This window comes from Microbispora sp. NBC_01389 (assembly GCF_045040095.1).
In the GTDB taxonomy this organism is placed as follows: domain Bacteria; phylum Actinomycetota; class Actinomycetes; order Streptosporangiales; family Streptosporangiaceae; genus Microbispora.
The window spans coordinates 1,002,244-1,027,989 of sequence record NZ_CP109552.1; the positions used below are offsets into that span (position 1 = coordinate 1,002,244).

Annotated in this window: 17 protein-coding genes; 7 read left to right on the plus strand and 10 right to left on the minus strand. The window is 71.6% G+C overall.

Annotated elements, in window-relative coordinates; all coding sequences use genetic code 11:
• Positions 1-18: 18 nt before the first annotated feature.
• A complete protein-coding gene (locus OG344_RS04580) occupies positions 19-915 on the plus strand; it encodes an NUDIX domain-containing protein (protein WP_405087101.1) in 897 nt (298 codons plus the stop codon).
• A 4-nt stretch (positions 916-919) separates the two neighbouring features.
• On the opposite strand, the gene OG344_RS04585 is transcribed toward OG344_RS04580, so the two are convergent.
• Complete coding sequence (locus tag OG344_RS04585) at positions 920-2,386, minus strand: CHAD domain-containing protein (RefSeq protein WP_405087102.1); 1,467 nt, start codon at positions 2,384-2,386, stop codon at positions 920-922.
• Between the two features lie 59 nt (positions 2,387-2,445).
• Entirely contained in the window at positions 2,446-3,204 is a 759-nt protein-coding gene (locus tag OG344_RS04590; protein WP_405087103.1) for a trans-aconitate 2-methyltransferase, read from the minus strand.
• Positions 3,205-3,288: 84 nt separating this feature from the next.
• On the opposite strand from OG344_RS04590, the gene OG344_RS04595 reads away from it, so the two are divergent.
• The 3 genes from OG344_RS04595 (at position 3,289) to OG344_RS04605 (ending at position 7,862) form a co-directional block, all read left to right on the plus strand.
• On the plus strand, positions 3,289-3,825 hold the full coding sequence (locus OG344_RS04595; RefSeq protein WP_405087104.1) for a MarR family winged helix-turn-helix transcriptional regulator: 537 nt from the start codon (positions 3,289-3,291) through the stop codon (positions 3,823-3,825).
• 340 nt (positions 3,826-4,165) lie between these two features.
• Entirely contained in the window at positions 4,166-5,794 is a 1,629-nt protein-coding gene (locus OG344_RS04600; protein ID WP_405087105.1) for a trypsin-like serine peptidase, read from the plus strand.
• Positions 5,795-6,329: 535 nt separating this feature from the next.
• The gene (locus tag OG344_RS04605) at positions 6,330-7,862 is read left to right on the plus strand and encodes a trypsin-like serine peptidase (RefSeq protein WP_405087106.1); all 1,533 of its coding nucleotides are present in this window, start codon (positions 6,330-6,332) and stop codon (positions 7,860-7,862) included.
• A 485-nt stretch (positions 7,863-8,347) separates the two neighbouring features.
• Here OG344_RS04605 and OG344_RS04610 read toward each other — a convergent pair whose 3' ends face one another.
• The 3 genes from OG344_RS04610 to OG344_RS04620 all read right to left on the minus strand — a co-directional run bounded on the left by OG344_RS04610 (position 8,348) and on the right by OG344_RS04620 (position 13,153).
• Entirely contained in the window at positions 8,348-9,880 is a 1,533-nt protein-coding gene (locus OG344_RS04610; protein WP_405087107.1) for a trypsin-like serine peptidase, read from the minus strand.
• Positions 9,881-10,317: 437 nt separating this feature from the next.
• The gene (locus tag OG344_RS04615) at positions 10,318-12,168 is read right to left on the minus strand and encodes an ABC-F family ATP-binding cassette domain-containing protein (protein WP_405087108.1); all 1,851 of its coding nucleotides are present in this window, start codon (positions 12,166-12,168) and stop codon (positions 10,318-10,320) included.
• 58 nt (positions 12,169-12,226) lie between these two features.
• Positions 12,227-13,153, minus strand: coding sequence for a 4-(cytidine 5'-diphospho)-2-C-methyl-D-erythritol kinase (locus OG344_RS04620; protein WP_405087109.1), 927 nt, complete (start codon positions 13,151-13,153; stop codon positions 12,227-12,229).
• Positions 13,154-13,327: 174 nt separating this feature from the next.
• Between OG344_RS04620 and OG344_RS04625 the strand changes: the two genes are divergently transcribed.
• Positions 13,328-16,462: a protein kinase domain-containing protein gene (locus OG344_RS04625; protein WP_405087110.1), complete on the plus strand. Its 3,135-nt coding sequence runs from the start codon at positions 13,328-13,330 to the stop codon at positions 16,460-16,462.
• An 80-nt stretch (positions 16,463-16,542) separates the two neighbouring features.
• On the opposite strand, the gene rsmA is transcribed toward OG344_RS04625, so the two are convergent.
• From rsmA to OG344_RS04645, 4 genes are all read right to left on the minus strand, one after another.
• Positions 16,543-17,415, minus strand: coding sequence for a 16S rRNA (adenine(1518)-N(6)/adenine(1519)-N(6))-dimethyltransferase RsmA (gene rsmA / locus OG344_RS04630; RefSeq protein WP_327048023.1), 873 nt, complete (start codon positions 17,413-17,415; stop codon positions 16,543-16,545).
• A 77-nt stretch (positions 17,416-17,492) separates the two neighbouring features.
• Positions 17,493-18,350 carry a TatD family hydrolase gene (locus OG344_RS04635; protein WP_405087111.1) on the minus strand — a complete coding sequence of 286 codons (858 nt, stop codon included), beginning with the start codon at positions 18,348-18,350 and terminating at the stop codon, positions 17,493-17,495.
• Between the two features lie 2 nt (positions 18,351-18,352).
• Positions 18,353-19,939, minus strand: a complete 1,587-nt coding sequence (gene metG, locus OG344_RS04640; protein WP_405087112.1) for a methionine--tRNA ligase — start codon at positions 19,937-19,939, stop codon at positions 18,353-18,355.
• 145 nt (positions 19,940-20,084) lie between these two features.
• A complete protein-coding gene (locus OG344_RS04645; protein WP_204288722.1) occupies positions 20,085-21,314 on the minus strand; it encodes a glycosyltransferase family 2 protein in 1,230 nt (409 codons plus the stop codon).
• A 293-nt stretch (positions 21,315-21,607) separates the two neighbouring features.
• Between OG344_RS04645 and OG344_RS04650 the strand changes: the two genes are divergently transcribed.
• Entirely contained in the window at positions 21,608-23,182 is a 1,575-nt protein-coding gene (locus tag OG344_RS04650; protein ID WP_405087113.1) for a hypothetical protein, read from the plus strand.
• Here the strand turns inward: OG344_RS04650 and rsmI are convergent.
• Complete coding sequence (gene rsmI / locus OG344_RS04655; RefSeq protein ID WP_405087114.1) at positions 23,149-23,979, minus strand: 16S rRNA (cytidine(1402)-2'-O)-methyltransferase; 831 nt, start codon at positions 23,977-23,979, stop codon at positions 23,149-23,151. The two genes, OG344_RS04650 and rsmI, sit on opposite strands and share 34 nt — an antisense overlap.
• Before the next feature lie 144 nt (positions 23,980-24,123).
• On the opposite strand from rsmI, the gene OG344_RS04660 reads away from it, so the two are divergent.
• Complete coding sequence (locus OG344_RS04660) at positions 24,124-25,731, plus strand: dolichyl-phosphate-mannose--protein mannosyltransferase (RefSeq protein WP_405087115.1); 1,608 nt, start codon at positions 24,124-24,126, stop codon at positions 25,729-25,731.
• Positions 25,732-25,746 lie beyond the last annotated feature (15 nt).

A 25,746-nucleotide genomic window follows, 5' to 3' on the forward strand; every position in this document is an offset into this window, starting at 1 on the left:
TCGAGAAGGGCGGCACGAGTGATCAGGGCGGCCGGGGCGGTCGTCTGGCGGGGCGAGGCGGCCGATCCGGAGATCGTGCTCGTCCACCGGCCGGCGTACGACGACTGGAGCCTGCCCAAGGGCAAGCTCAGGAACGGCGAGCACGTGATCGCCGCGGCGCTGCGCGAGGTGCGGGAGGAGACCGGCCTGGGGGTCGTGCTCGGCCGCGCCCTCCCGCCCGTGCACTACCTGAAGGACGGCCGGCTCAAGCGGGTGGACTACTGGCTCGCCCGCGATCCCGGCGACGGCCCCGAGGTCGGCGAGGAGGGCGGCGAGGGGATCGGCACGGGGATCGACGAGGAGGTCGACGAGGTCGTCTGGCTGCCGATCGAGGAGGCGGTGCGGCGCCTCACCTATCAGTGGGACAGGCACCTGCTGCGGGCCGTCGGCGCCGCGCCCCTCACGACCACTCCGCTGATCTTCCTGCGGCACGCTCTGGCGGGCTCCCGGCAGGAGTGGAAGGGTGACGACGACCACCGCCCGCTGGACGAGCGGGGTCGCGCCCAGGCCGAGATCCTGGCCACGGTGCTCGGGGCGTACCGGCCGGAGCGGCTCGTCAGCTCGCACAGCAGGCGCTGCACCCAGACGATCGGGCCGTACGCGGAACGGCGCGGCCTGGAGGTGCGCCGGGAGAAGGCGCTGTCGGAGAGCGGCTACGACCCCCGCGAGGCGGAACGCCTGGTGCGCGAGTCGCTCGCCGCGGCGGAGGCGGCGGTGCTGTGCAGCCACGGCAAGGTGCTGCCCGCGCTGCTGGGCATGGCGGGTGAGGCGCTGCACCGGGCGCGGTCCGCCGACCTCGCCCTCGCCAAGGGCGGCTTCGCCGTCCTCCACCACGCGGCCGGTCGGGTGGTCACGCTGGAGCGCTACGTGACCTGACGGATCACGTGGAACCGGTGACGGACGCCCACACGGCGGGAAACTCCTCGTGGGCGCGGGCCGCCTCGGCGCTCTCGACGCCCGCGAGCACGCCGTAGGTGAAGGTGTCCTCCCCCGCCTCCCGCGCCCGGGCGGCCTCCTCCAGCAGCGTGTCCTGGGCGACCACGCCGTCCTGGTGCCGGCCGAGCACCGTCTGCACCTTCTTGGCCCGTTTGGCCGGCCCGGACACGCCGACCGCCTCCGCGGTGTATCGAGCGCGCTTTGCGGCCTTACGCACCTCGTGCATGGCCGCCTCGCGCTCCTCGCCCTCCTCCGCGCGCCCGGCCGCGTCGTAGGCGTCCACCACCCGCCGCCAGTTTTTGTCCACGATCTTCGGCAGCGCCCTGGCCGCGTCCCTGCCCGCCGCCGCCGTCAGCGGCGGGTCGGCCGCCAGCACGTCGAGGGCGTCGAGCAGCGCGAAGTAACGCTCGCCGCCGAGCGCGGCCCGGATCCGGTCGTACGCGTCGTGTTCCCTGGCCAGCAGGTCGTCGCCCAGCCTGCGGCGCGCCTCGCCGGTGACGAGCCGGGGGTCGAGCGCGTCGAGACGGTCGCCGAAGCGCACCCGCATGACCTCCAGATCACGGGCCTCGCCCAGCACCTCGCCGAGCCACTTCAGCTCCTCCTGCACGGATTCGGTCTCCACGACGATCCGCTTGAACGCCTTGAGCGCGCTGCGCAGCCGGCGGCAGGCCACTCTCGCCTGGTGTACGGCGTCCTCCCCGGCGAGCCGTACGCGGGGGTCCTGGGCGGCGAGCGCGGCGACCTGGGCGCGGAGGTAGCCGACGACGACCTCGCCGACGGAGCCGGGCTCGGGCCGCGTCGCGGGGCGCGGAGCGGGGATCCGGTCGCCGAGGACCCGGGCGAGCTTGCTCCCGCTGGCCGAGGGGGCGGCGCCCGCCCTGCGCAGCCGCTTGCCCACCTTCCTGAGGATCTCGGGGTCGCCCTCCTTGATCTCGGCCTCGACCTCCCGCCAGCGCCGCACCACCGGCTCGTCGCCGAGCACGGTGCCCTTGACCCGGTCGTCGGCGACCTCCACGAGCGGCGTGTCCCCGGGTCCGAGCAGCAGCGCGATGGAACGGCGGGTCTCCAGCCGGGCCACCGGCGCCAGCGGGGCGCCCCGCGTGTACGCCAGGACGAGGCTCGCCAGTTCGGCGGGCACCGTCTTCGCGCTGCGGGTGAGCGGCCGGGTGATCTCCTCGCGGGCGCCCGCGGCCTTCGGCAGCTTGAGGTGCCAGCCCTCGTCGTCCCCGCCGCGCCGGCGCCGCAGCGTGACGCCCCGGGCGGCCAGGCGCAGATCGGGAGTGTCGAAGTAGACCGCGGTCAGGCGGTGTGACAGGGGTTCGGCCACCCGCGCGCATCCCGGCACGCCGCCCAGGTCGGGCAGGGTGAAGTCTTCCTGTACGTCGAACTTGTCCTCGATCTCAAGCGCCACCGTTCCCCCAAGTGCCTCCCGGTCGGGCCGTCATAGTGCCACGCGCAGGTGAACAGGTCTCATGAGTGGGCGACGGCGAAGATGCGGCGGAAGGGGAAGAGGGTGCCGTACGGGCGGGGCGGGTAGGCCTCCCGCAGGGCCCGCGCGCAGTCGGCGAGGAAGGCCGCGTGCCGCTCGGGCGGCAGCCGGTCGAGCATCGGCCGCAGCGCCGTGCCCCTGACCCAGTTCAGCACCGGGTCCTCGCCGCGCAGGACGTGGACATAGGTCGTCTCCCAGGCGTCCACCGTGAGGCCGAGACCGGCGAGCAGGTCCACGTACTCCTCCGGTTCCCCCACCGTCGCCCCGCGCGGCACGTCGCCCAGCTCCGCCCGCCAGGTCGTACGGCACAGCTCGCGCACGACGGCGTGGCTCGGCGCGTCGAAGTTGCCGGGCATCTGGAAGGCGAGCCACCCGTCCTCGGCGAGCCAGCCCCTCCACCGGCGCAGCAGGTCACGGCGCTCGGGGAGCCACTGCAGCAGCGCGTTCGAGACGATCACGTCGACCGGCCGCGACGGACTCCAGTCGCGTACGTCGGCCACCTCGAAGAAAGGCCCCGCCGGCGCCTTGCCGATCATCGCGGGCGAGGCGTCCACTCCGTGGACCCGGGCGCCGGGCCACCTGGTGAGGAGCGTCGCCGTGAGCTCTCCGGTCCCGCAGCCGAGATCGACGACGTATCCGGGCGACCGCGCGCCGATCCGGCTCACGAGTTCGTGGAAGGGCCTCCCGCGTTCGGCCGCGTAGCGCTCGTAGACCTCCGGGTCCCAGATGTCCCCAGGCATGCCCGCCTCCCCAGTTACCTTGATGTCGAGATAACTCGATATCGCGTGAGATATCTCGATGTCAAGAAAAGCTAGACTCGGTCCATGACCCTCTCGAGGCCCGCCGAGGACGAGGTGGACCGGCTGGTCGCGGCCTGGAAGCAGGAGCGCCCGGACCTGGACGTGACACCACTTGAGGTGCTCAGCCGGGTCTCCCGCCTGAGCCGGCACCTTGAACGTGAGCGCCGGGCCGCCTTCGCCTCCCACGACATCGAGTCGTGGGAGTTCGACGTGCTGACGGCGCTCCGCCGCTCCGGCGAGCCGTACGAGCTGAGCCCCGGCGCGCTGCTGCGCGCCACCCTGGTGACGTCGGGCACGATGACGAACCGCATCGACCGGCTCGCCGCCGCCGGGCTGGTCACCCGGCGCCCCGATCCCGAGGACCGGCGCGGCGTGCTGGTGCGCCTCACCCGCGCCGGCATGGACCGGGTGGACGCCGCGTTCGCCGACCTGCTGCGGCGCGAACGCGAGCTGCTGGCCGGCCTCGACCCGCACGAGCAGCAGGCCCTCGCCCGCCTGCTGCGCACACTCCTCGTGCCCTTCGACGCCCCCTCGGACACGCCCGACAACGGGCTCCGGTAGGCGGCGGCCGTTCCCCCGGGCGGACCGGCCAAGGCGTCGGCGCGGCAATCTCGGACGGTTCTTCGGTGACAACCGGTTTCATCGCGGAGTGTGACGTTTGTCACACCCCTTGCTGGACCGATCCATCACCGAGCGTGACCGGGAAGCGGATCCACCCATCATGATCAGCGGAAACGACCACGCCAGAGCCCCTCGGACAACGACGCGGTGCCGTGGCCTTCACAATCTGGTCAGCTGAAATACCCTCTTTCCCAGGATTCTCTCAGATACCTTTCAATTTCGTTCCTTTACTGACGCTTGGGGCGCAGGTGGCGCCTCACGACAGACCAGGGAGTTTCTCTTGAAGCGCACGCTCACTCTCGGTGGCGTCGCGGTAGGCCTGCTGGCCTCCGCCGTCGTCGCCTCCCCCGCCGCTCATGCCGGCTCCGACCACCGCGCCGCCACTCTGGCCGGGACCAACCTGGCCGCCAAGGAAGTCGCCGCGTTCTGGTACGGCGAGCAGAAGGCGAACCTGATCAACGCCACGCCGTACGGCGTGGAGACCAAGGTCGTCGCCAAGCACGTGTCCAAGGGCGGGCCGTCCGCGGACAGCAAGCCCGGCATCGTGCCGGCGATCGGCGACGAGAAGAAGTCGGCCGCCAAGTCGAAGAACGTGAACCTGCCCAAGACCACGGGCAAGGTGTTCTTCATCGGCGCCGACCACAGGCCGCACTGGTGCTCGGCCACCTCGGTGCAGTCGTCGTACCACAACCTGGTCGCCACGGCCGGGCACTGCGTGTACGACACCGAGTCGAACCGGGCCACGCTCGACCGCTGGGTGTTCGTCCCCGGTTACTACCAGGGCAAGACCCCGTGGGGCATCTACGTCGGTAAGACGGCGTACACGCACTACGACTACGACGTGTACGAGGACGGCGACCGCGACTACGCGTTCGTCACCGTGTACAACGGCGTGCTCCCGACCGTGGTCGACGACAGCCGCGGCCGTGACGACCACCACGGGCGCGACGACCACCACGGCCGTGACGACCGTTACGGTCGCGACGAGCGCCGTGGCCGCGGGCACGACGACCGCACGCAGACCACCCAGGTCAGCGTGCGCGACTTCCAGGCCAAGAACAAGGGCAAGGACCTCACGGGCGACGGCCCGTGGGCCTCGGGCACGAGTGTCGTGACCAAGGAGATCACCGCCCGCGAGTACGACAGCCGGCGGGACTGGTACGTCAGCCGGGACGGCAAGACCCTGTACTTCCGCAAGGAAGTGCGCGGTCGTGACGACCACCACGGGCGCGACGACCACCACGGTCGTGGCGACCACGGCGACCGCGACGCGACGCCCGCCACCATCGTGGGCAGGCGCAGCCCCTCGCCGAGCCCGTCCGCGAGCGTGACGCCCACTCCTTCGCCCAGCGCGACGCCCACGGAGACGCCCACGGCCACTCCGACTCCGACGCCCACCCCCACCGGCCCCGAGTACCGCTACTTCAAGCGGACCTTCTTCGCGAAGAGCGTCCGTGGCGGTCACGGCCCGGTCATCGGCCTCAAGGACGTCGGCCGCCTCGGCGACAACGTCGGTGGTCAGGGCCTGGCCTACAACCAGAAGATCGGCAGCTCGGTCTTCGTCTTCGGCTACCCGAGCGGATACCACCCCGACGGCAACAACGCCTTCTCGGGTGCGACCCTCAAGTGGAGCTACGGCAAGACCTTCGCCGCCTCGGCCGCCGCGATCAAGGGCGAGGAACTGGTCGGCGTCAAGTCCTCCTTCACCGGAGAGGGCGCCATCGGTTCGTCCTGGCTGCTGCAGTACAAGAGCGCCCGTCGCCTCGGTTACCTGAACGGTGTGACCATCGGCCTCGCCGACACCGACAAGAACGACCGGATCGACACCAGCGTCTCCCCGTACTTCGACGGTGAGACCTACGGCGTCTACAAGGCCGCGGCCGGCAACTGGTCCGGCAAGATCGTCTGATCTGTCCCAGACTGATCCCGAAGGGGCCCGGCATCCAGCCGGGCCCTTTTCGTGTTTCCGGGGGCGTTTCCGCCGCATCCGTCGCGCCGAGCGCGCGCCTGACGGCCGTACGCGCCCTTCCTGCCGTGCGGAGACCCTCTCGAAGCTCGTCGCCACTCAGCGGCGCCGCACACCGCTTCCCGGACGGTCCGAAGCCTCGGCGCGACCCCGCCATCACCGCGGCGGACAACTCAGACGTGATCACGATGCTTTCTGGTTTCGTCTATTTAGTGTGATTTAGGTCACATTAGAGGCCTCCACGGGATCTTGCGAGCGGCCCCGGAACCGGCCGAAGATTCACACTCCCAACAGGCGAAACGCAGCAAAATCTCAGCAGCGGCTTGAGGGCCCAAGAGGCCGGTCATCACGGAGGGCGATGGTTCGCTCACCCAAACGCCGTTGATCCTCCTGATTTCTCTTATAACTTTGTTTATCGCACCTTTACTGACGCATGGGGCACAGGTGGTGCCTCACGGCAGACCAAGGGAGAACCCTCTTGAAGCGCACCCTCACCCTCGGTGGCATGGCGGCCGGCCTCCTGGCCTCCGCCGTCGTCGCCTCCCCCGCCGCCCACGCGGGGAACACCGTGTCCAACGACACGCTGGCCAAGACCAACCTGGCCGCCCAGCAGGTCGCGGCGTTCTGGTACGGCGAGAACAAGGCCAACCTCGTCAACGCCAAGCCGTACGGTGTGGAGACCAAGGTCTCCGCCAAGCACATCTCCAAGGGCGGGCCGTCCGCGGACAGCAAGCCCGGCACCGTCCCGGCGATCGGCGACGAGAAGAAGTCGACGTCCAAGTCGAAGAACGTGAACCTGCCCAAGACCACGGGCAAGGTGTTCTTCATCGGCGCCGACCACAAGCCGCACTGGTGCTCGGCCACCTCGGTGCAGTCGACGTACCACAACCTGGTCGCGACCGCGGGGCACTGCGTGTACGACACCCAGTCGAACAAGGCCACCCTCGACAAGTGGGTGTTCGTCCCGGGTTACTACCAGGGCAAGACCCCGTGGGGCATCTACGTCGGTAAGACGGCGTACACGCACTACGACTACGACGTGTACGAGGACGGCGACCGCGACTACGCGTTCGTCACCGTGTACAACGGCGTGCTCCCGACCTCGGTCGCGGGCGGCAAGAACTACGAGTCGGCTTCGTACGAGACCGCCGGCGAGGCTGCCGAGGCCCTCAAGAAGCTGCAGGCGGACAAGGAGACGGGCTACTCCAGCCTGAAGGTCGAGTCCGTCGTGGACTGGGCCCACAAGGTCGCCGTGGGCACGCCCGACTCCAAGAAGGTCGCGGCCAGCGTCGCCCAGATCGCGGTCGACCCGGCCACGATCGGCACGGCTCGGACCACCCTGGAGGACTGGGCCAAGGGTCACCTCGGCGAGTCCACCTACACCGACAACACGTGGGGCTCCGTGGTCAAGGAGGTCCGCCAGGGCCGGAGGCACCACTCCTCCCGCCTCGGCTGGAACTCGGGCGACGCCGCGAAGCAGACGGTCTACACCTTCACCAAGGACCGCAAGACGTACGAGGCCACCTTCTGGGGCAACTTCGACGTCGACTACAAGATCACCGGCAAGCTGCTGTCGATCGGCCTGAAGGACGTCGGCCGTCTCGGCGACAACGTCGGTGGTCAGGGTCTGGCCTACAACCAGAAGATCGGCCAGGCGGTCTTCGTGTTCGGCTACCCGAGCGGGTCGCACCCGGACGGCAACAACGCCTTCACCGGCAAGACCCTCAAGTGGAGCTACGGCAAGACCTTCGCCGCGAAGGCCCCGGCCATCAAGGCCGAGGAGCTGCAGGGCGTCAAGTCGTCCTTCACCGGAGAGGGCGCGCTCGGCTCGGCGTGGCTGCTCAAGTACAACAACGGCCGCCGTCTCGGCTACCTGAACGGCGTGACCATCGGCGTCTCCGACACCGACGGCAACGACCGCTACGACACCTCCGTCTCCCCGTACTTCGACGGCGAGACCTACGGCGTCTACAAGGCGGCCGCCAACCTGTGGTCCGGCAAGATCGTCTGATCTCCGTACGCCTGACGAGAAGGGCCCGGCTTCGTGCCGGGCCCTTTTCCGTTGTCCCGGCCACCCCGAAACCCCTCCGGCGAACCGTCCCCGGCAGGTGGACGAGCGCCGGCGGACACGGGCGACCGACACAGGCAGCGGGCGCGGGCGGCGGATGTGAAGACGGCCCAGCGACCGCAGCAGCCCAAGAGCACGTGCCCGTGAACCGCTGCGGCCGCGACCACAATGCCACCATGACCGCAATGCCACCGTGACCACATGCCGCCGCGCCCACGGCGCTCGGGACCGTGGAGCACACGACCTGGGGGACCTGCCGGCACGACGCCGCGCGCACGAAAGCCGCGCGCACGGAAGCCGCACACACGGAAGCCGCGCACACGGAAGCCGCACACAAAAGCCGCACACGGAAGCCGCACACAAAAGCCGCGCACACAAAAAAGGGCCCGGCTGGATGCCGGGCCCCTTCGCGATCAGTTGTGGGCAGATCAGACGATCTTGCCGGACCACAGGTTGGCGGCCGCCTTGTAGACGCCGTAGGTCTCGCCGTCGAAGTACGGGGAGACGGAGGTGTCGTAGCGGTCGTTGCCGTCGGTGTCGGAGACGCCGATGGTCACGCCGTTCAGGTAGCCGAGACGGCGGCCGTTGTTGTACTTGAGCAGCCAGGACGAGCCGAGCGCGCCCTCACCGGTGAAGGACGACTTGACGGCCTGCAGCTCCTCGGCCTTGATGGCCGGGGCCTTGGCGGCGAAGGTCTTGCCGTACGTCCACTTGAGCGTGTGGCCGGTGAAGGCGTGGTTGCCGTCCGGGTGCGACCCGCTGGGGTAGCCGAACACGAAGACCGGCTGGCCGAGCTTCTGGTTGTAGGCCAGGCCCTGACCACCGACGTTGTCGCCGAGGCGGCCGACGTCCGACAGGCCGATCGACAGCACCTTGCCGGTGACCTGGTAGTCGGTGTCGAAGTTGCCCCAGAAGGTGGCCTTGTACTTCTTGTTGCCCTGGGCGAAGACGAAGGTCGTCTGCTTCGTGGCGTTGTTCGAGTTCCAGCCGGTGGCGGAGTTCCGGTAGGTCTCGGTGACCACGGAGCCCCACGTGTTGTCCGTGTAGGTGGAGGCGCCGAGGTGGCCCTTGGCCCAGTTCTCCAGGGTGGTCCGAGCCGTGCCGATCGTGGCCGGGTCGACCGCGAGCTGGGCGACGCTGGCCGCGACCTTCTGCGAGTCGGGCGTGCCCAGGGCGACCTTGTGGGCCCAGTCGACGACGGGGGTGATCTCCAGCTTGGACGCGCCGGTCTCCTTGGCGTCCTGCAGGTCCTTGACCTTCTTCTCGGCCTCGGCGCGGGTCTCGAAGGTGCCCCAGTCCTTGCCGCCGTCGGTCGACGAGCTGGACACGCCTCTGCTCTCGACCTTGACGCCGTTGTACACGGTGACGAACGCGTAGTCGCGGTCGCCGTCCTCGTACACGTCGTAGTCGTAGTGCGTGTACGCCGTCTTACCGACGTAGATGCCCCACGGGGTCTTGGTCTGGTAGTAACCGGGGATGAACACCCACTTGTCGAGGGTGGCCGCGTTCGACTCGGTGTCGTACACGCAGTGACCCGCGGTCGCGACGACGTTGTGGTAAGCCGACTGCACCGAGGTGCCGGTGCACCAGTGCGGCTTTCCGTCGGCGCCGAGGAAGAACACCTTGCCCGTGGTCTTGGGCAGGTTCACGTTCTTCGACTTCGCGGCCGACTTCTTCTCGTCGCCGATCGCCGGCACCACGCCGGGCTTGCTGTCCGCGGACGGCCCGCCCTTGGAGATGTGCTTGGCGACGACCTTGGTCTCCACGCCGTACGGCGTGGCGTTGATCAGGTTCGCCGCGTCCTCGCCGTACCAGAATGCCGCAACCTGCTGCGCGGCCAGGTTGGTCTTGGCCAGCGAGTTGGCGGAAACGTCGTTCGCGGCGTTCGCAGCGGGGGTGGCGACAACGGCGGTGGCCAGCAGACCGGCCGCCATGCCGCCCAGAGTAAGCGTGCGCTTCATGGAAAATTCTCCCTGGTCTGTCGTGAGGCGTCACTTGCGCCCCATGCGTCAGTGAAGGAACGAGGAGAAAGTTATACGAAGAATGCGGGGGAAAAGTGGTAATCCGGCTGCGCAAATAGCCACCAAGCGCGACATACGTGTCCGCACGTCAGGACCATTCCTGAATGTCAGCTGTGTTTGCGCTGATCATGAGGGATCTCGCGAGACGGTTGTCATCCGGCGGGTCAAAGGTGCTGTGACAAAGGTCACATCCGAGGCACGGAACCCATACCCGTCGTGCATACGTCCGGCGGCCTCGCCCACCGCCACACCGCCACACCGCCACACCGCCACAACGCGGCGGCGCGCGGCCCTCCCGGGCCACGCGCCGCCTTGTCCTGTGTCCTGCTTTCGGGTCTCCGAGTCCTAGGCGCGCCGCGCGGGGACCGGGGTTCGCGTCACTGGCCTTCCAGGCGTTCGGCGAGCTCCATCCATTCGAGCTCGACCATCTCCTTCTGCGCGCCGACCTCGCGCAGCTCCGCGTCGAGGGCGGCCAGGCGGGTGAAGTCGCCGGCGGCCCCGGCCATGCCGGCGTGCAGCGCCGCCTCCCGCCCGCCGAGCTTGTCGAGCTGCCGCTCCAGCCGGTTGAGCTCCTTGCGCAGCTCCCGCAGCTCCTTGGCCGACAGTCCGGCGGTGGCCGCCTGGTCCGCGCCCTGCCCGCCCGTTTCCTGCCCGTCCCCGCCCTGCCTCCGCTCCGCCGGTACGGCGGCGGGCGCGGCCGACGAGGCCGCGCCGCGGGCGGACAGCGCGGTTCCCGAGGCCCGGCGCTCCAGGTATTCGTCCACGCCCCCCGGGAGCATGGAGAGCCTGCCGTCCCCGAGCAGGGCCACGCAGCGGTCGGCCACCCGCTCCAGGAAGTAGCGGTCGTGGCTCACCACGACCAGCGTGCCGGCCCAGCCGTCGAGCAGGTCCTCCAGCTCGGTGAGGGTCTCGATGTCGAGATCGTTGGTGGGCTCGTCGAGCAGGAGCACGTTCGGCTCGTCCATGATCAGCCGAAGGAGCTGGAGCCGCCGCCGCTCACCGCCGGACAGGTCGCCGACGACCTTCCACTGCGCCTCGCCCCGGAAGCCGAGGCGTTCGAGCAGCTGGGAGGCCGACCATTCCTTCTTGCCGACCTGGACGTACTTGCGCACCTCCTCGACCGTCTCCAGCACCCGCCGCGACGGATCGAGATCGTGCAGTTCCTGCGACAGATGCGCGAGCCGTACGGTCCGGCCCCGCACGACCCGGCCGCCGTCCTGCGTGACCGTGCCCGACAGCAGGCGCAGCACCGACGACTTGCCCGAGCCGTTGACCCCGATCAGCCCGATCCGGTCACCCGGGCCGAACTGGTACGTGCTGTGGTCGAGCACGAGCGGCCCGGCGCCGGGCCCTCCCGCGTGGAGCGTCACGTCCTCCAGGTCGAAGACCGTCTTGCCCAGCCGCGCCGAGGCGAAGCCGAGCAGCTCGACCGTCTCCCGCGGCGGCGGCTCGTTCGCGATCAGCGCCTCGGCGGCGTTGATCCGGAACTTCGGCTTCGACGTACGCGCCGGCGGGCCGCGCCGCAGCCAGGCGATCTCCTTGCGCATCAGGTTCTGCCTGCGCTCCTCGGCAGCCTGGGCGAGGCGGGCGCGCTCGGCCTTGGCGAGGACGTAGGCGGCGTAGCCGCCCTCGTACCGCTCGACCGTGCCGTCCACGACCTCCCAGGTGCGGGTGGCCACCGCGTCGAGGAACCACCGGTCGTGCGTGACCACCAGCAACGCCGACCTGCGCCGGGACAGATGCCCGGCCAGCCACGCGATGGCCTCGATGTCGAGGTGGTTCGTCGGCTCGTCGAGGACGATCAGGTCGTGCTCGCCGATCAGCAGCCTGGCCAGCGCCGTACGGCGGCGCTCACCGCCGGACAGGGACCCTGCCGGGGACGCCAGGTCGACGTCACCGAGCAGCCGGGCGAGGATCTCCCTGATCGCCGCGTCGCCGGCCCATTCGTGCTCGGCCCGCCCGGCCAGGACGATGTCCTTCACCGGCATGTCCGGGTCGAACTCGTCGCGCTGGGAGAGCATGCCCACCCGCAGGTTGCGCGTGTGCGTCACGCGCCCGCCGTCGGGCCGCAGCGCGCCGGAGATGATCGAGATGAGCGTGGTCTTGCCGCCGCCGTTGCGGCCCACGACGCCGATCCGGTCGCCCTGCTCGATGCCGAGAGAGACATCGGCCAGCAGGGGCTTGAGGCCGAAGGCGTGGGAGACCGACTCCAGATTGACCAGGTTCATCGTCCGACAAGCCTATCCGCCCTCGGTCCCCCGAGCGTATTCGGCGAGCCTGCGGGCTTCAGCCGACGACCACGGCTCCGGGGACCGGGCCGGTGGCCGTGACGGCGGCCCGGCAGCCCTCGGCGTTCTTGAGCCCGGCGGCGATCTCCGCGGCGTGCGTCTCCGACGCGGCGAGGAACGCGCAGGTCGGGCCCGACCCCGAGACGAGAGAGCCCAGGGCGCCCAGCTCGTCGCCGGCGTGCAGCGTGCGCGCGAGCGACGGCCGCAGGGACAGCGCCGCGGGCTGCAGGTCGTTGGTCAGCGCCCGGCCGAGGGCGACGGCGTCCCCCTCGCGCAGCGCGGCCAGCAGGGGTTCGCTCGCCGCCGGACGACCGGGGTCCGTCCCGGCCTCCGCACGCAGGCGGTCGCACTCGCCGTACACACGGGGAGTGGACAGGCCGCCGTCGGCGAGCGCGAAGACCCAGTGGAAGGAGCCCGACGTCTCCAGGCGCGACAGCCGCTCGCCCCGGCCGGTGCCCACGGCCGTGCCGCCGAACAGGGCGAACGGCACGTCGCTGCCGACGTCGGCCGCGATCTCCATGAGGTCCTCCACCGGCAGGCCGAGGCCCCACAGCTCGTTGCAGGCCACCAGGGCGGCGGCCGCGTCGGCGCTGCCCCCCGCCATGCCGCCGGCGACCGGGATCGACTTCCGGATCACCAGGTCGGCCCGGTAGGAGCGACCGGCCCGGGCGGCCAGCGCGCGGGCCGCCCGTACGGCCAGATTGTCGTCGTTCGCGGGCACCTCGCCCGCCGACTCCCCCTCGATCCGCACGGTCAGCGGCGGCGCGGCCGCCGACACGTCGCCGGGCTCGGCGGCCGTGACCTCGTCGAAGATCGACACGGCGTGGAAGACGTTCACCAGGTCGTGGTAGCCGTCCTCGCGCAGCGGCCCGACCGCGAGCTGCAGGTTGACCTTCGCGGGCACGCGTACGGTGATCGCCCTCATCGGGCCGCCGCCCGCGGGACGTCCTGACGGCCGGCTCCGCGCGCGGCCTGCGGGTTCGCTCCAGACATGGGACCCGAGCCTAACGTGGTCCCGTCCCTCGCCCGGCCAAGAGAAGGCCACAAACAAGGGCGAAAGCCGTACACATCCCGGTACGGTGACCTCAGGTCCGCCCCCGTGCCGGTCTTCCGTGACGCCGCCCGTCATGACCGTCCCCGGCACCACCCCCTGGGAGCCCCGATCGATTCCGACGCCACCACCCCCCTTGCCGCGAGCGACCCGAAGACGATCGGCGACTACCGGCTGGTGGGCCGGATCGGCTCGGGCGGGATGGGCACGGTCTACCTGGGCGTCTCCCCGGAGGAGCGGCACGTCGCGGTCAAGGTGATCCGGGCCGGGCGCTCGGGCGACTCCGGCTTCACGGCGCGGTTCGCCTCGGAGGTCGAGCACGCCCGCGCCGTCGCGTCGTTCTGCACCGCCCAGGTGCTCGGTCACGGCGAGACGCCGGACGGACGGCCGTACATGGTCACCGAGTACATTCCCGGCACGCCGCTCGACCGGCACATCACGATGGACGGACCGCTGGAGCCGGGCACCCTCCACGGTGTCGCGTTCGGCGTGGCGGCGGCGCTGACCGCGATCCACGCGGCCGGGCTGGTCCACCGGGACCTCAAGCCCTCGAACGTGATCCTGTCGATGTCCGGCCCCCGTGTGATCGACTTCGGGATCTCGCGGGCCGTGGACGCCACCCACGGCCACACGGGGACCGACGAACTGGTCGGCACCCCCGGCTGGTGGGCGCCCGAGCAGCTCCGGGGCCTCCCGGTCACCCCCGCCGCCGACGTCTTCACCTGGGGCTGCCTCGTGGCGTACGCCGCCACCGGCCGACATCCCTTCGGGGAGGGCGACCCGATGGTCCTCGCCCACCGTCTGCTGGAGAGCGCTCCCGATCTCGGCGCGCTGCCCGCGCCGCTGGACCGCCTGGTCCGCCGGGCGCTCGACCGGGAGCCGCGCAACCGGCCCACGTCGCAGGAACTGCTGCTGGACCTCGTCGGCAGCCGGCCCGACCCGGCCACCCAGGTGATCGAGGGCTCGTGGGACCCGCCGGCGCCTCCGTCCGGGCCGCGTCCGTCCGGGCCGCGCCCCCGGCGGCGGACCGGGAGGCTGCTCGCGCTGGTCGCCTCCGCCGTGGCCCTCGCCATCGTCGCGGGCCTCGCGGTCGGGTTGCTCACCTCCCGTTCCGGCGGCCCTCCGCCCGCCGGCCGGGCGAGCGACGTGGGCCGCCGCATCGAGATCGGTGACGTCCAGGTCGTCGTCCAGCCCCCCTCGTGCCATCCGCCGACCGGCGCCGCCCCGGTGTGCCGAATCGACTGGATCATGCTCAACATGGGCGGCGCGGACGCCGAGCCGGCCGGCCCGCCCGACCTTCTCGACGACCGGAACGTGCCGCACCACCCCCGCGCCTCCCGCTCCGCTCCGGCCACGCTCGCTCCGGGGGCGATGGTCACGCTCAGCGCCGAGTACGCGCTGGCCTCCGGCCGCACGGCGGCCCGCCTCGACGGCTCGTTCGTCGCCCACGCGCCGGTCGTCCACGTACGTCTTCCTCCACCCGGGGACGCGTACGGGAAGGCGCCCGGGGAGGCGCCCCGGCGGGCCGCTCCGGAGCCTGGCCCCGTGAGTCCGGCCTCCGGAGGGACGCCGGACGCCGCCCGGGAGGCGACCGGCGCGACAGCGGCGACGCCCCTGGACGGAGCCGAAGCCGGAGCCGGAGCCGGAGGCGGCGACTGCGCGCGGGCCGGCCCGGCCGACTTCGACGGAGACGGCTTCGACGACGCGGTGGTCACCGACCCGCTGGCCCCGAGCCCGGACAGCACGGCGGTGGGGTCGGGCCGTGTGTTCCTCCTGCGCGGCGGGCCGCCGTCGGCGTCGGCGCCCGTGGTCACCGCGTTCGACGCGGCGGCGCCCGGCTGGACGGCCCGCGCCGCGCACATCGACGGCGACCGGTGCCTCGATCTCGTGGTCTCGACCCCGTACGCGTACGGGGGCGCGGGTCAGGTGCAGGCGCACGGGGCGGGGGTGGCGTACGTCTACTGGGGCGGGCGCGACTTCGGCACGCCCGGCGCGCCCCGGACCGAGCTACGCCCGCCGGAGGCCAGGACCGACGCCCACTTCGGCTGGTCCCTCGCCGTGAGCGACCCGGCTCCCGACATCGGCCCCGCCGCCCCGGCTCCCGGCACCGGCGGCGGGAGCGAGGACACGGCGATCACCGGTACGAGCCCGGGCACAGGTGCAGCCGCGCAGACGACGATCGCCGGTGAAAACGGCGGCACCGGCACGGCCGAGGCCGGCAGCGGGATGGCCGCGAATAGCGGCACCGGCGCGGGCGCGCAGGGGGTGGTCGTGGTCGGCGCGCCGCACGAGGACGCCGACGGCAAGGCCGACTCCGGAGCCGTCTACGTCTATCGGTTCACCGGCCGCGACCCCGGCACGCCGCAGCGCATCACGCAGGACTCGCCCGGCGTTCCGGGAGCGTCCCAGCCCGGCGACATGTTCGGCTGGTCGCTCGCCCTCGGGCGGCTCGGCGGCGCCGCCGGGCCGCTCGACCTCGCCGTGGGCGCGCCGTTCGAGGACCAGGAGGAGAACGGCCAGGCGGACACCGGGGCCGTCACGGTGATCTACGATGTGGCGACCCGGCCGTGGGCCTACCAGGGCGCCGGGTGGGACATCTCCGGCCTCACCGGCGACCTGCCGTCCCACCCCGGCGACCGCCTCGGCTACTCCCTGGCGTACGGCGCGGGATACCTGGCCGTGGGCGCCCCGGGGGCCGATCCCTACGACACCCGTGACGCGGGGGCCGTCCTGCTCTTCCAGGCGGCCGGTCCCGGGCCGCGGTTCGTCCGGCTGCTGGGCGCGCAGGCCGAGGCGGGCGAACGCGGCCGGTTCGGCTTCTCCCTCGCGCTGGCCGGGCCGTCCCTGCTCGCCGGGGCCCCCGGCCAGGCGCTGCCGGGCGTGCCCGAGGCGGGTGCGGTCCACGTGATCCGGCTCACCGGCCCGCCCGGCCGCGTCGTGCTCCGGGAGGACAGACCCGCGCCGTACGACCATCTGGGGTGGAGCGTCGGCGGCACGGCGGACGGCCGGGTGCTGGCCGGGGCTCCGGACGCCGGGGTCACGGGCGCGGCGATCCTTTCGACGATCCCCCGCGCCGGGGCGTCCTCCGGCTCCGGACCTTCGCCCGGGCCCGGCGAGCGGATGGTGCTGCCCGGGCCGGACGGTGCGGACACCCTCGACTTCGGCGCCGCCGTCGCCGGCTGACCGCCGCGGGCGGCGAGCGGACGGCGGCCTGGGTGATCAGGAGGCGGCCAGGAGGCGATCAGGAGGTGCGCGGAAGCCGGTCAGGGGGTGGTCGCGGGGCGGGGGGCTCTGGCGGGGCGCTGCTCGGCGATGCGGGCGAAGTCCTCGACCCGCAGTTGCTCACCCCGGGCCGAGGGGTCGACTCCGGCACCGACCAGCGCCTCCTCGGCGGCGGCGGGCGTGCCGGCCCAGGAGGCGAGCGCGGCGCGCAGCGTCTTGCGGCGCTGGGCGAAGGCCGCGTCGACGGCGGCGAAGACCTCCTCGCGGGTCGCGGTCGTCGCCGGCGGCTCGCGCCGTACTAGGGAGACCAGGCCCGAGTCGACGTTCGGCGCGGGCCAGAAGACGTTGCGCCCGACCGGTCCGGCCCGGCGCACGTCGGCGTACCAGGCGGCCTTGACCGAGGGCACCCCGTAGACGCGCGAGCCCGGCGCGGCGGCCAGGCGGTCGGCGACCTCCGCCTGCACCATCACCAGCCCGCGCCGCAGTGACGGCAGCACCCGCAGCAGGTGCAGCACGACCGGAACCGACACGTTGTACGGCAGATTGGCCACGAGCACGGTCGGCTCGGCCGGGAGGTCGCCGGGGCCGACCTTGAGCGCGTCGGCGGGCACCACGGTCAGCCGGCCCGCCACCTCGGGAGCCCGCTGTTCGACCGTCAGCGGCAACTGCCCGGCCAGCACCGGGTCGATCTCCACGGCGACGACCTCGGCGACCTCCGGCAGCAGCGCGAGGGTGAGCGAGCCGAGGCCGGGGCCGACCTCGATCGCCACGTCCTGCGGGGTGACCTCGGCGAGCCGGACGATCCGGCGGACCGTGCCGCCGTCGATCACGAAGTTCTGCCCCAGCCTCTTCGTCGGGCGGAGGTTCAGCTTCTCCGCCAGCACACGCACTTCGACCGGCCCAAGCAGACTCATTCCTCCAGTGTCGGGCATCCCCGCGCCGGTCCGGACCACGGCCGGGCGCGGCCGGCCTGAGCCACCGGGCGGGCGCCTCACCAGGCGCCGAACGCGGCCTCGCCGTTGGCGGAGATCCGGGCCGCGAGGTCGGCGACGTCCATGCCCTTGACCTCGGCCAGGCAGCGAAGCGTGAGCGGGACCAGGTAGGGCGCGTTGGGCCTGCCCCGGTGCGGCGTCGGCGGCAGGTAGGGCGCGTCGGTCTCGACCAGCATGAGCTCGGGTGGGGCCACCGCCGCCGCCTCCCGGAGATATCCGGCGTTCTTGTACGTCACCGGGCCGGAGAACGACATGTAGTAGCCCGCGTCCACGCACCGCTTGGCCATCTCGGCGTCGCCGGAGAAGCTGTGGAAGACGACCACGTCCGGGGCGCCCTGGTCGGCGAGCACGGCGAGCACGTCGTCGTGCGCGTCCCGGTCGTGGATCACCAGGGCCTTCCCGGTCCGCCTGGCGATCTCGATGTGCGCGCGGAAGCTCGCGTGCTGGTCCTCCTTCGAGGCCCAGTCGCGGTAGTAGTCGAGCCCGGTCTCCCCCACCGCCCGCACGTCCGGCCGCCGCGCGAGGTCCTCGATCTCGGCGAGGACCTCGGGCGTGGACGCGTGCGCCTCGTTGGGGTGGATGGCCACCGCCGCGTACACGTCGCGGTGCCCGGCGGCCACGGCGGCGTTCCAGCGGGAGGACGGCAGGTCGTACCCGACGGTCACCAGGCGGGTCACGCCGACCGCCCTCGCCTCGGCCACGATCGTCTCGACGCTCGCCCCGGCGGCCTGGGCCGCCAGCGCGACCGGATCACCGGAGGACGCCTGCCGGTCGCCGACCATGATGTCGAGGTGGCAGTGGCTGTCGAACACCTCCACGGGCAGCGCCTCGGGCGGCGCCGGACGCTCTCGCGACATGGTCAGGCGTTCTCCAGCCTCGGGAAGAGGATCTCTCCCTTGACGACCCGCGCCCCGGCGGGAAGCCGGCCCCAGGTGGCGACGTCGGCGATCCGCTGGTCCGCGAGCGCGCCGAGGTGCGGCTCCGCCCCGAGGGACGCCCAGAGCTTCTCAGCGGTGGCCGGCATGACCGGGTGCAGCAGCACCGCGATCGCGCGCAGCGACTCGGCCGCCGTGTAGAGGATCGTCGCGAGGCGCGCCTGCCCCTCCGGCGAGTCGTCCTTGGCGACCTTCCAGGGCGCCTGGTCGCTGAGGTAGCCGTTGACCTGCTTCACGAACTCGAAGATCGCGCCGATGCCGGCGGAGAAGTCCAGGTTGTCGCCGATCAGGGTGTCCGCCCGCGCCGCCGCCGCGGCGAGGCCGTCCGCTATCCCCTGCTCGGCCGGACCCGCGTCCTTGGCCTCGGGCAGCACACCATCGAAGTACTTGCCGACCATCGCGGCCACCCGGGACGCCAGGTTGCCGAAGTCGTTGGCGAGCTCGGAGATGTATCGGGCGGAGAAGTCCTCCCAGGAGAACGAGCCGTCCTGGCCGAACGGGATCGCCCGCAGGAAGTAGTAGCGGTAGGCGTCCACGCCGAAGTGCTCGGTCAGCTCGCGCGGCGAGATGCCGGTCAGGTTCGACTTGCTCATCTTCTCGCCGCCGACCATCAGCCAGCCGTTGGCGAAGACCCCGCGCGGCAGCGGCAGGCCGTTCGCCAGCAGCATGGCGGGCCAGATCACCGCGTGGAAGCGGAGGATGTCCTTGCCGACCAGGTGGATGTTCGCCGGCCAGGTGGCGTCGAACTTCTCCTGGTCCGCGCCGTAACCGGCGGCCGTGGCGTAGTTGAGCAGGGCGTCGATCCACACGTAGATGACGTGCTTGGTGTCCCAGGGGATCGGGACGCCCCAGTCGAAGGTCGACCGCGAGATCGACAGGTCCTGCAGGCCCTGCTTCACGAACGACAGGACCTCGTTGCGCGCCGAGGCGGGCCGGATGAAGTCGGGGTTGCTCTCGTAGTACTCCAGCAGCCGGTCGCCGAACGCGGAGAGCCGGAAGAAGTAGTTCTCCTCCTTCAGCCACTCCACCGGGCGCTTGTGGATCGGGCACAGGTCGCCCTCCAGCAGGTCGCCGGGCGACTTGTACTCCTCGCACGCGACGCAGTAGGGCCCTTCGTACCCGCCCTTGTAGATCTCGCCCTTCTCGTACAGGTCCTGCACGAACTCCTGCACGCGGTCGGTGTGGCGCGGCTCGGTCGTCCGGATGAAGTCGTCGTTGGCGATCTGGAGGTGCTCCCAGAGCGGCTTCCAGGCGTCCTCGACGAGCTTGTCGCACCACTCCTGGGGTGTGACGCCGTTCGCCTCGGCCGTGCGCATGACCTTCTGACCGTGCTCGTCCGTGCCGGTGAGGTACCACACCTTCTCGCCGCGCTGGCGGTGCCAGCGGGTGAGCACGTCGCCCGCGACGGTCGTGTAGGCGTGGCCCAGGTGCGGGGCGTCGTTGACGTAGTAGATCGGCGTCGTCACGTAGTACGCCGACTCCCCGGATGCTGTCGTTCCTGTAGCCGCCATGCGCAAATCCTATCGGTCCGCGACCGGTGCCTCCCCTTGGTTACGGGGCGGCACACGGGTCCGCGCGAGCCGCCGGATCAGGCCCGGATCAGGCCCGGATCAGGCCCGGATCAGGCCCGGATCAGGCCCGGATCAAGGCCCCGGATCAGGCGACGGACTCGCGGTTGACGTCCTGGTTGACGGCCTCGGCGGCCTCCTCGGCGGCGGACGCGGCGATGTCGGCCGGGGTCTCCCGCGAGCGGCGGATGCCGAGGATGCTGATGAACAGCGACGCGAAGATCGTCTGGAAGCTCATGACGAACGCGGTCGCCGACGGCACGACGAGACGCAGCGACTCGGCCGGGATCAGCTCGCCGAAGCCCCGGCCGCCCCAGTGGGACAGCGAGGCCACCAGGCCGGCGAGACCGGCCACCGCGAGCGCGCCGCCGGCCAGCAGGCCCCGCTCCAGCGTGACGATGTCGACCAGCTTCCTGACCCGGCGGTCCTCGGGGAGGAAGCCCTCCTCGGCCGCGTACACCTTGGTGAACAGCGCGAACAGCACGGCCTGGAAGCCGATCACCACCATCGCGGACGCGCCGACCAGCGTGTCGACGTCGAAGGCGAGCTTGCCGATGCGCACCTGGCCGAACGTGAGCGCGGCGCCGGCGACGAGACCGAGGGTCATCAGCACCAGGCCGGGGATGAAGAACAGCCAGCGCGGGCTGTAGAGCATCAGGAAGCGCAGGTGGCGCCAGCCGTCCCGCCAGGAGCGCAGGTGCGGCGGGCGGGAGCGGCCGTCGGGCGACAGGGTGGTCGGCACCTCGCGGACGTCGAGCCCCTGCAGGGTCGCCTTGACGACCATCTCGGAGGCGAACTCCATGCCGCCGGTCTGCAGCCCGAGTCGCAGGATCGACTCGCGGCGGAAGCCCCGCAGGCCGCAGTGGAAGTCGCCGATCTCGCTGGGGAAGAACAGCCGCCCGATGAAGGACAGGACCGGGTTGCCCAGGTAGCGGTGGAGCGGGGGCATGGCGCCCGGCGCGATCCCGCCGCGGAACCGGTTGCCCATGACCAGCTCGGCGCCGTCCCGGAGCTGCTCGACGAAGGGCATCAGGTTGGTGAAGTCGTAGGAGTCGTCGGCGTCGCCCATGATGACGTACCTGCCGCGGGCGGCCCGGATGCCGCCGATCAGGGCGTTGCCGTAGCCCTTCGCGTCGACGTGGACAACCCGGGCGCCCGCGTCGCGGGCCAGCTGTTGCGAGCCGTCCGTGCTGCCGTTGTCGGCGATCACCACCTCGCCGTCGACACCGTTCTCCCGCATGCAGTCAAGGGCCTTGCGGACACAGATCTCAACGGTCTCGGCCTCATTGAGGCATGGCATGACAACGGTAAGTTCCACGTCGCAACTCCTTGCATATGACGGCAGGACACCAATGATGCCTGCTTCCCGGTAGCGTCCGAGTCAAGTCGGCGAAACGGCTGGCATTCTGTAACCGTGACTCCACTCACCGCCGGAGCGGCGGGCGGCCCGCGTCACCGCCCGGACGGCGACGCAGAGGACGGGCCCGGCCCCGGGAATCGGAAGACATCACCGACGAGATCCGAGGGGAGGAAGCGCGGACCCGCCCGCCTGCCGAGGCAGCCGGTCGCCTCCGCGCGACGCTGATGGTCGCGGTCGCGGATCCTCCCTCGGTGGACGCGGCGCCGCTCGGCCGATGGGGTCGCGCGGTCGCCCTGCTGCGCCGGCACCGGGTCTTCTCGGTCACCCTGGGCGTGGCCTTCGTGCTGCGGATCGTCACCATGCTCGGCTTCGGCCCGGCGATGTGGTTCAACGACTCCTACGACTACGTCTCGGTGGCGCTGCGCCCCCGGCCGCACCCGATCCGCCCGGACGGATACAGCTTCTGGCTGCTCCTGCTCAGGCCGCTCCACAGCTTCTCGCTCGTCATCCTGAGCCAGCACCTGATGGGGCTGGCCGTGGCGGTCCTGATCTACGCGCTGCTGACCAGGAGATTCGGGCTGCCGGGCTGGGGGGCCACGCTCGCGGCGGCCCCGGTGCTGTTCGACGCCTACCAGATCCAGCTCGAACAGCTGGTCATGTCGGACGCCATGTTCATCCTGCTCGTGGTGGGCGTGGTCACGCTCGTGCTGTGGCGGGAGAAGATGACCTGGCTCGGCGGGACCGCCGTCGGGCTGCTGCTCGCGGTGACCGCGCTGACCCGGAGCATCGGCCTGCCGATCCTCGCGCTCGTCGTCGCGTACCTGGTGATCAAGCGGGCCGGATGGCGGCCGGTCGCCGCGATGGTCGTCGCCTGCGCGCTGCCCGTCCTGGCGTACATGGGCTGGTTCAAGGCGGTGAACGGGCAGTTCGCGATGACCAACAGCGACGGGGTCATCCTCTACATGCGGACGTCGCTGTTCGCCGACTGCCACAAGATGGACCTCGACGAGCGGCGCGAGCTCGAGCTCGCCCTGCTGTGCATCAACACGCCGCCGGACGAGCGCGGCCTCTACTCCCAGGCGTACCTGTGGTGGGACGACCAGAACCAGCTCCACGTGTTCGGGTCGGGCATGAAGTTCACCCCGGAGATCAACGCGAACGCGAGCGCGTTCGCGAAGAAGGCGATCCTGTCGCAGCCCGGCGACTACCTCGCGGCGGTGGCCAAGGACTTCTTCCGCGCCTTCCACTGGGGCCGCCCGCGCTTCCCGGACGCCAAGACCTACATGCAGTACGAGTTCTCCAACGACTACACCCGCAAGCTGCCGAAGTGGAGCTCCTACCACAGCACCACCGACAAGGACGCCGAGGCGTACGAGAACGGGCCAGCCGCGACGCGGGTCGTCTCGCCCTGGTCGAACTTCATGATCGGCTACCAGAAGGCCGTCCGGCTGCCGGGCCTCGTGCTGGGCCTGCTGCTGCTGTCCGGCCTGTACGGCGTGGTGCGGCGCTGGCGTGAGCTCGGCGGGCCCGCGCTGCTGCCCTGGCTGGGGTCGGCCGGCCTGATCCTGGCGCCGGCGGCGACCGCCGAGTTCGACTACCGCTACCTGCTGCCCGCCGTCCCCCTCGCCTGCCTCGCCGCCGCGATCACCGCGCGCGACCTCGTACGGCGCCGGGCCGGAGCGCGGGCGGAGCGGCGAGACGACCAGGCGAAGCGTGACCAGGCGAAGGGTGACCAGGGGGAGAGCGGTCAGGCGGAGAGCGGTCAGGCGGAGAGCGGCCAGGGGAAGAGTGGTCAGGGGGAGCCGGAGGTGTGGACGGCGTTGTAGAGGTCGCGCCTGGAGACGCCCGCGGCCCTGGCCACCTCGACGATGGCCTGCTTGCGGGGGACTCCCGCGGTCTCGCGCCGGGCCACCTCCTCGATCAGCTCGTCGATGCCGGGCGCGGCCTCCTCGGCCGTCCGCCCCGCCACGACGAGCGTGATCTCACCCCTGACCTCGCCGGCCGCCCATCCGGCCAGCTCGCCGAGGCCGCCGCGCAGCACCTCCTCGTACGTCTTGGTCAGCTCGCGGCAGACGGCGGCGGGCCGTGCGGGGCCGAAGGCCTCCGCCATCGCCTCCAGGGTCGCCCGCAGGCGGTGCGGCGCCTCGAAGAAGACCATCGTGCGCTCCTCGGCCGCCAGCGAGGCGAGCCGCCGGGCCCGCTCCCCCGGCTTGCGCGGCGGGAAGCCCTCGAAGCAGAACCGGTCGCTCGGCAGGCCCGAGACGGCGAGGGCCGTCGTCACCGCCGACGGGCCGGGCAGCGCCGTCACCGGCAGGCCGGCCTCGACCGCGAGGCGGGTGAGCCGGTAGCCGGGGTCGGACACCCCGGGCATGCCGGCGTCGGTGATCACGACGACGGTGCGTCCCTCGCGCAGCGCCTCCAGCAGTTCGGCGGCCCGGGCGCTCTCGTTCGCGTCGTAGTAGGACACCACCCGGCCCGTCGGAGTCACCTCCAGGTCGGCCGTGAGCCGCCGCAGCCGGCGGGTGTCCTCCGCCGCGATCACGTCGGCCGTCGCGAGCACCTCGCGGAGCCGTGGGGAGGCGTCTTTGGGCTGGCCGATGGGCGCCGCGGCGAGAACGAGCACCCGTCCACCCTATGACCGGCGGACGGCCACCCCGCGACGTGCCGTGTTCACTAAAGGTGTGAAACATTCACGGTGAGAGGCGCGCAGGACCCGATCACGGCGCGAATCGTGTCCTCCGCGCGGGCTCACCAGTAATCTGTCCGGGTGGCCGTGACCGACTATTCCCACAAGGCGTTCGAGCAGCCGGAAGAGGAACCGGAGGGCGAAGCCCCCGTGGTGTCCCTCCGCGACCGGCTGGTGCCGCCCATGCCCGGCAGCGTGATGTGGGGCTGGGTCGGCCCCATCGTGATCGCGTTGTTCGGCGCGTTCCTCCGCTTCTTCCGGCTGGGCACGCCCCACTCGGTCGTCTTCGACGAGACGTACTACGCCAAGGACTCGTGGGCGACGGTCAGGTACGGCGCCGAGCGGCAGTTCGTGGACGGCGCGGACCAGCTCCTGCTCGCCGGGAACGACCACATCTTCAAGCAGTGCCCGACCGTGAGCGAGTGCGCCTCGTACGTGGTGCATCCACCCCTCGGCAAGTGGATGATCGGCCTCGGGGAGGTGATCTTCGGCCCGAACCCGTACGGCTGGCGGTTCGCCGCGGCGCTGCTCGGCTCGCTGTCGATCCTGATCCTCGCCCGCACGGCCCGCAGGATGACCCGTTCGACGCTGCTCGGCTGCGTGGCCGGTCTGCTGCTCTCCCTCGACGCCCTCCACTTCGTGCTGTCCCGCACGGCCCTGCTGGACATCTTCCTGATGTTCTGGGTGGTCGCCGGGTTCGCCTGCCTGGTCGCCGACCGCGACTGGTTCCGCTCCCGGCTGGTCTCCTGGAACGAGGCGGGGTCGCCGGACGACGGCCCGCGGACGGGCCTGCGGCCCTGGCTCCTCGGCGCCGGGCTCTGCCTCGGCGCGGCCCTGGCCACCAAGTGGACCGCGGCCTTCTACATCGCCGCCTTCGCGGTCATGGTGCTGCTGTGGGACCTCGGCGCGCGGCGGGCCACCGGGGTGCCGCGCCCCTTCCGCGCCGTCGTCGGGCGCGACCTGCCGCTCGCGGCGGCCTGGATGGCGGTCGTCCCGGTCCTCGCCTACCTCGTCTCGTTCACGGGGTGGTTCGTCACCGACAAGGGCTACGGGCGCAACTGGGAGCAGGCCACCGCCAACGGCCCGGCCTACTTCGTCATCGACTCGCTCCGGTCGTGGTTCGACTACCAGCACCAGGTGCTGAGCTTCCACACCGGCCTCGCGCAGACCCACCCGTACCAGTCGAGGCCCTGGCAGTGGCCGCTGCTGCTGCGCCCGGTGGCGTTCTTCTACGAGTCGCCGACGACGTGCGGCGCGCCCGGCTGCTCCTACTCGATCCTCGGCACCGGCACGCCGATCATCTGGTTCGCCGGGCTCCTCGCGCTGATCGCCATGATCGCCTGGTACGTCGCGACCCGGGACTGGCGTGCGGGCTCCGTGCTGCTCGGCTACGCCGCCGGGTGGCTGCCGTGGTTCTACTTCTCCATCTCCGACAACCGGACGATGTTCGCGTTCTACGCGATGCCGATGGTGCCGTTCATGATCCTGGCGATCGTGCTGGGCTGCGGGCTGATCATGGGGCGGGCCGATCCCGCCCGGCCGAACCGCCGGGTGGTCGGCACCGCCGTCGTCGGCGCGTTCGTCCTCCTGTCGTTGGTCAACTTCGGCTGGCTCTATCCGGTGATAGCGGCCGAGGTCATCCCGTACGACTCCTGGCACGCGAGGATGCTGTTCAACTCCTGGATCTGACACCCTCGTATGGTT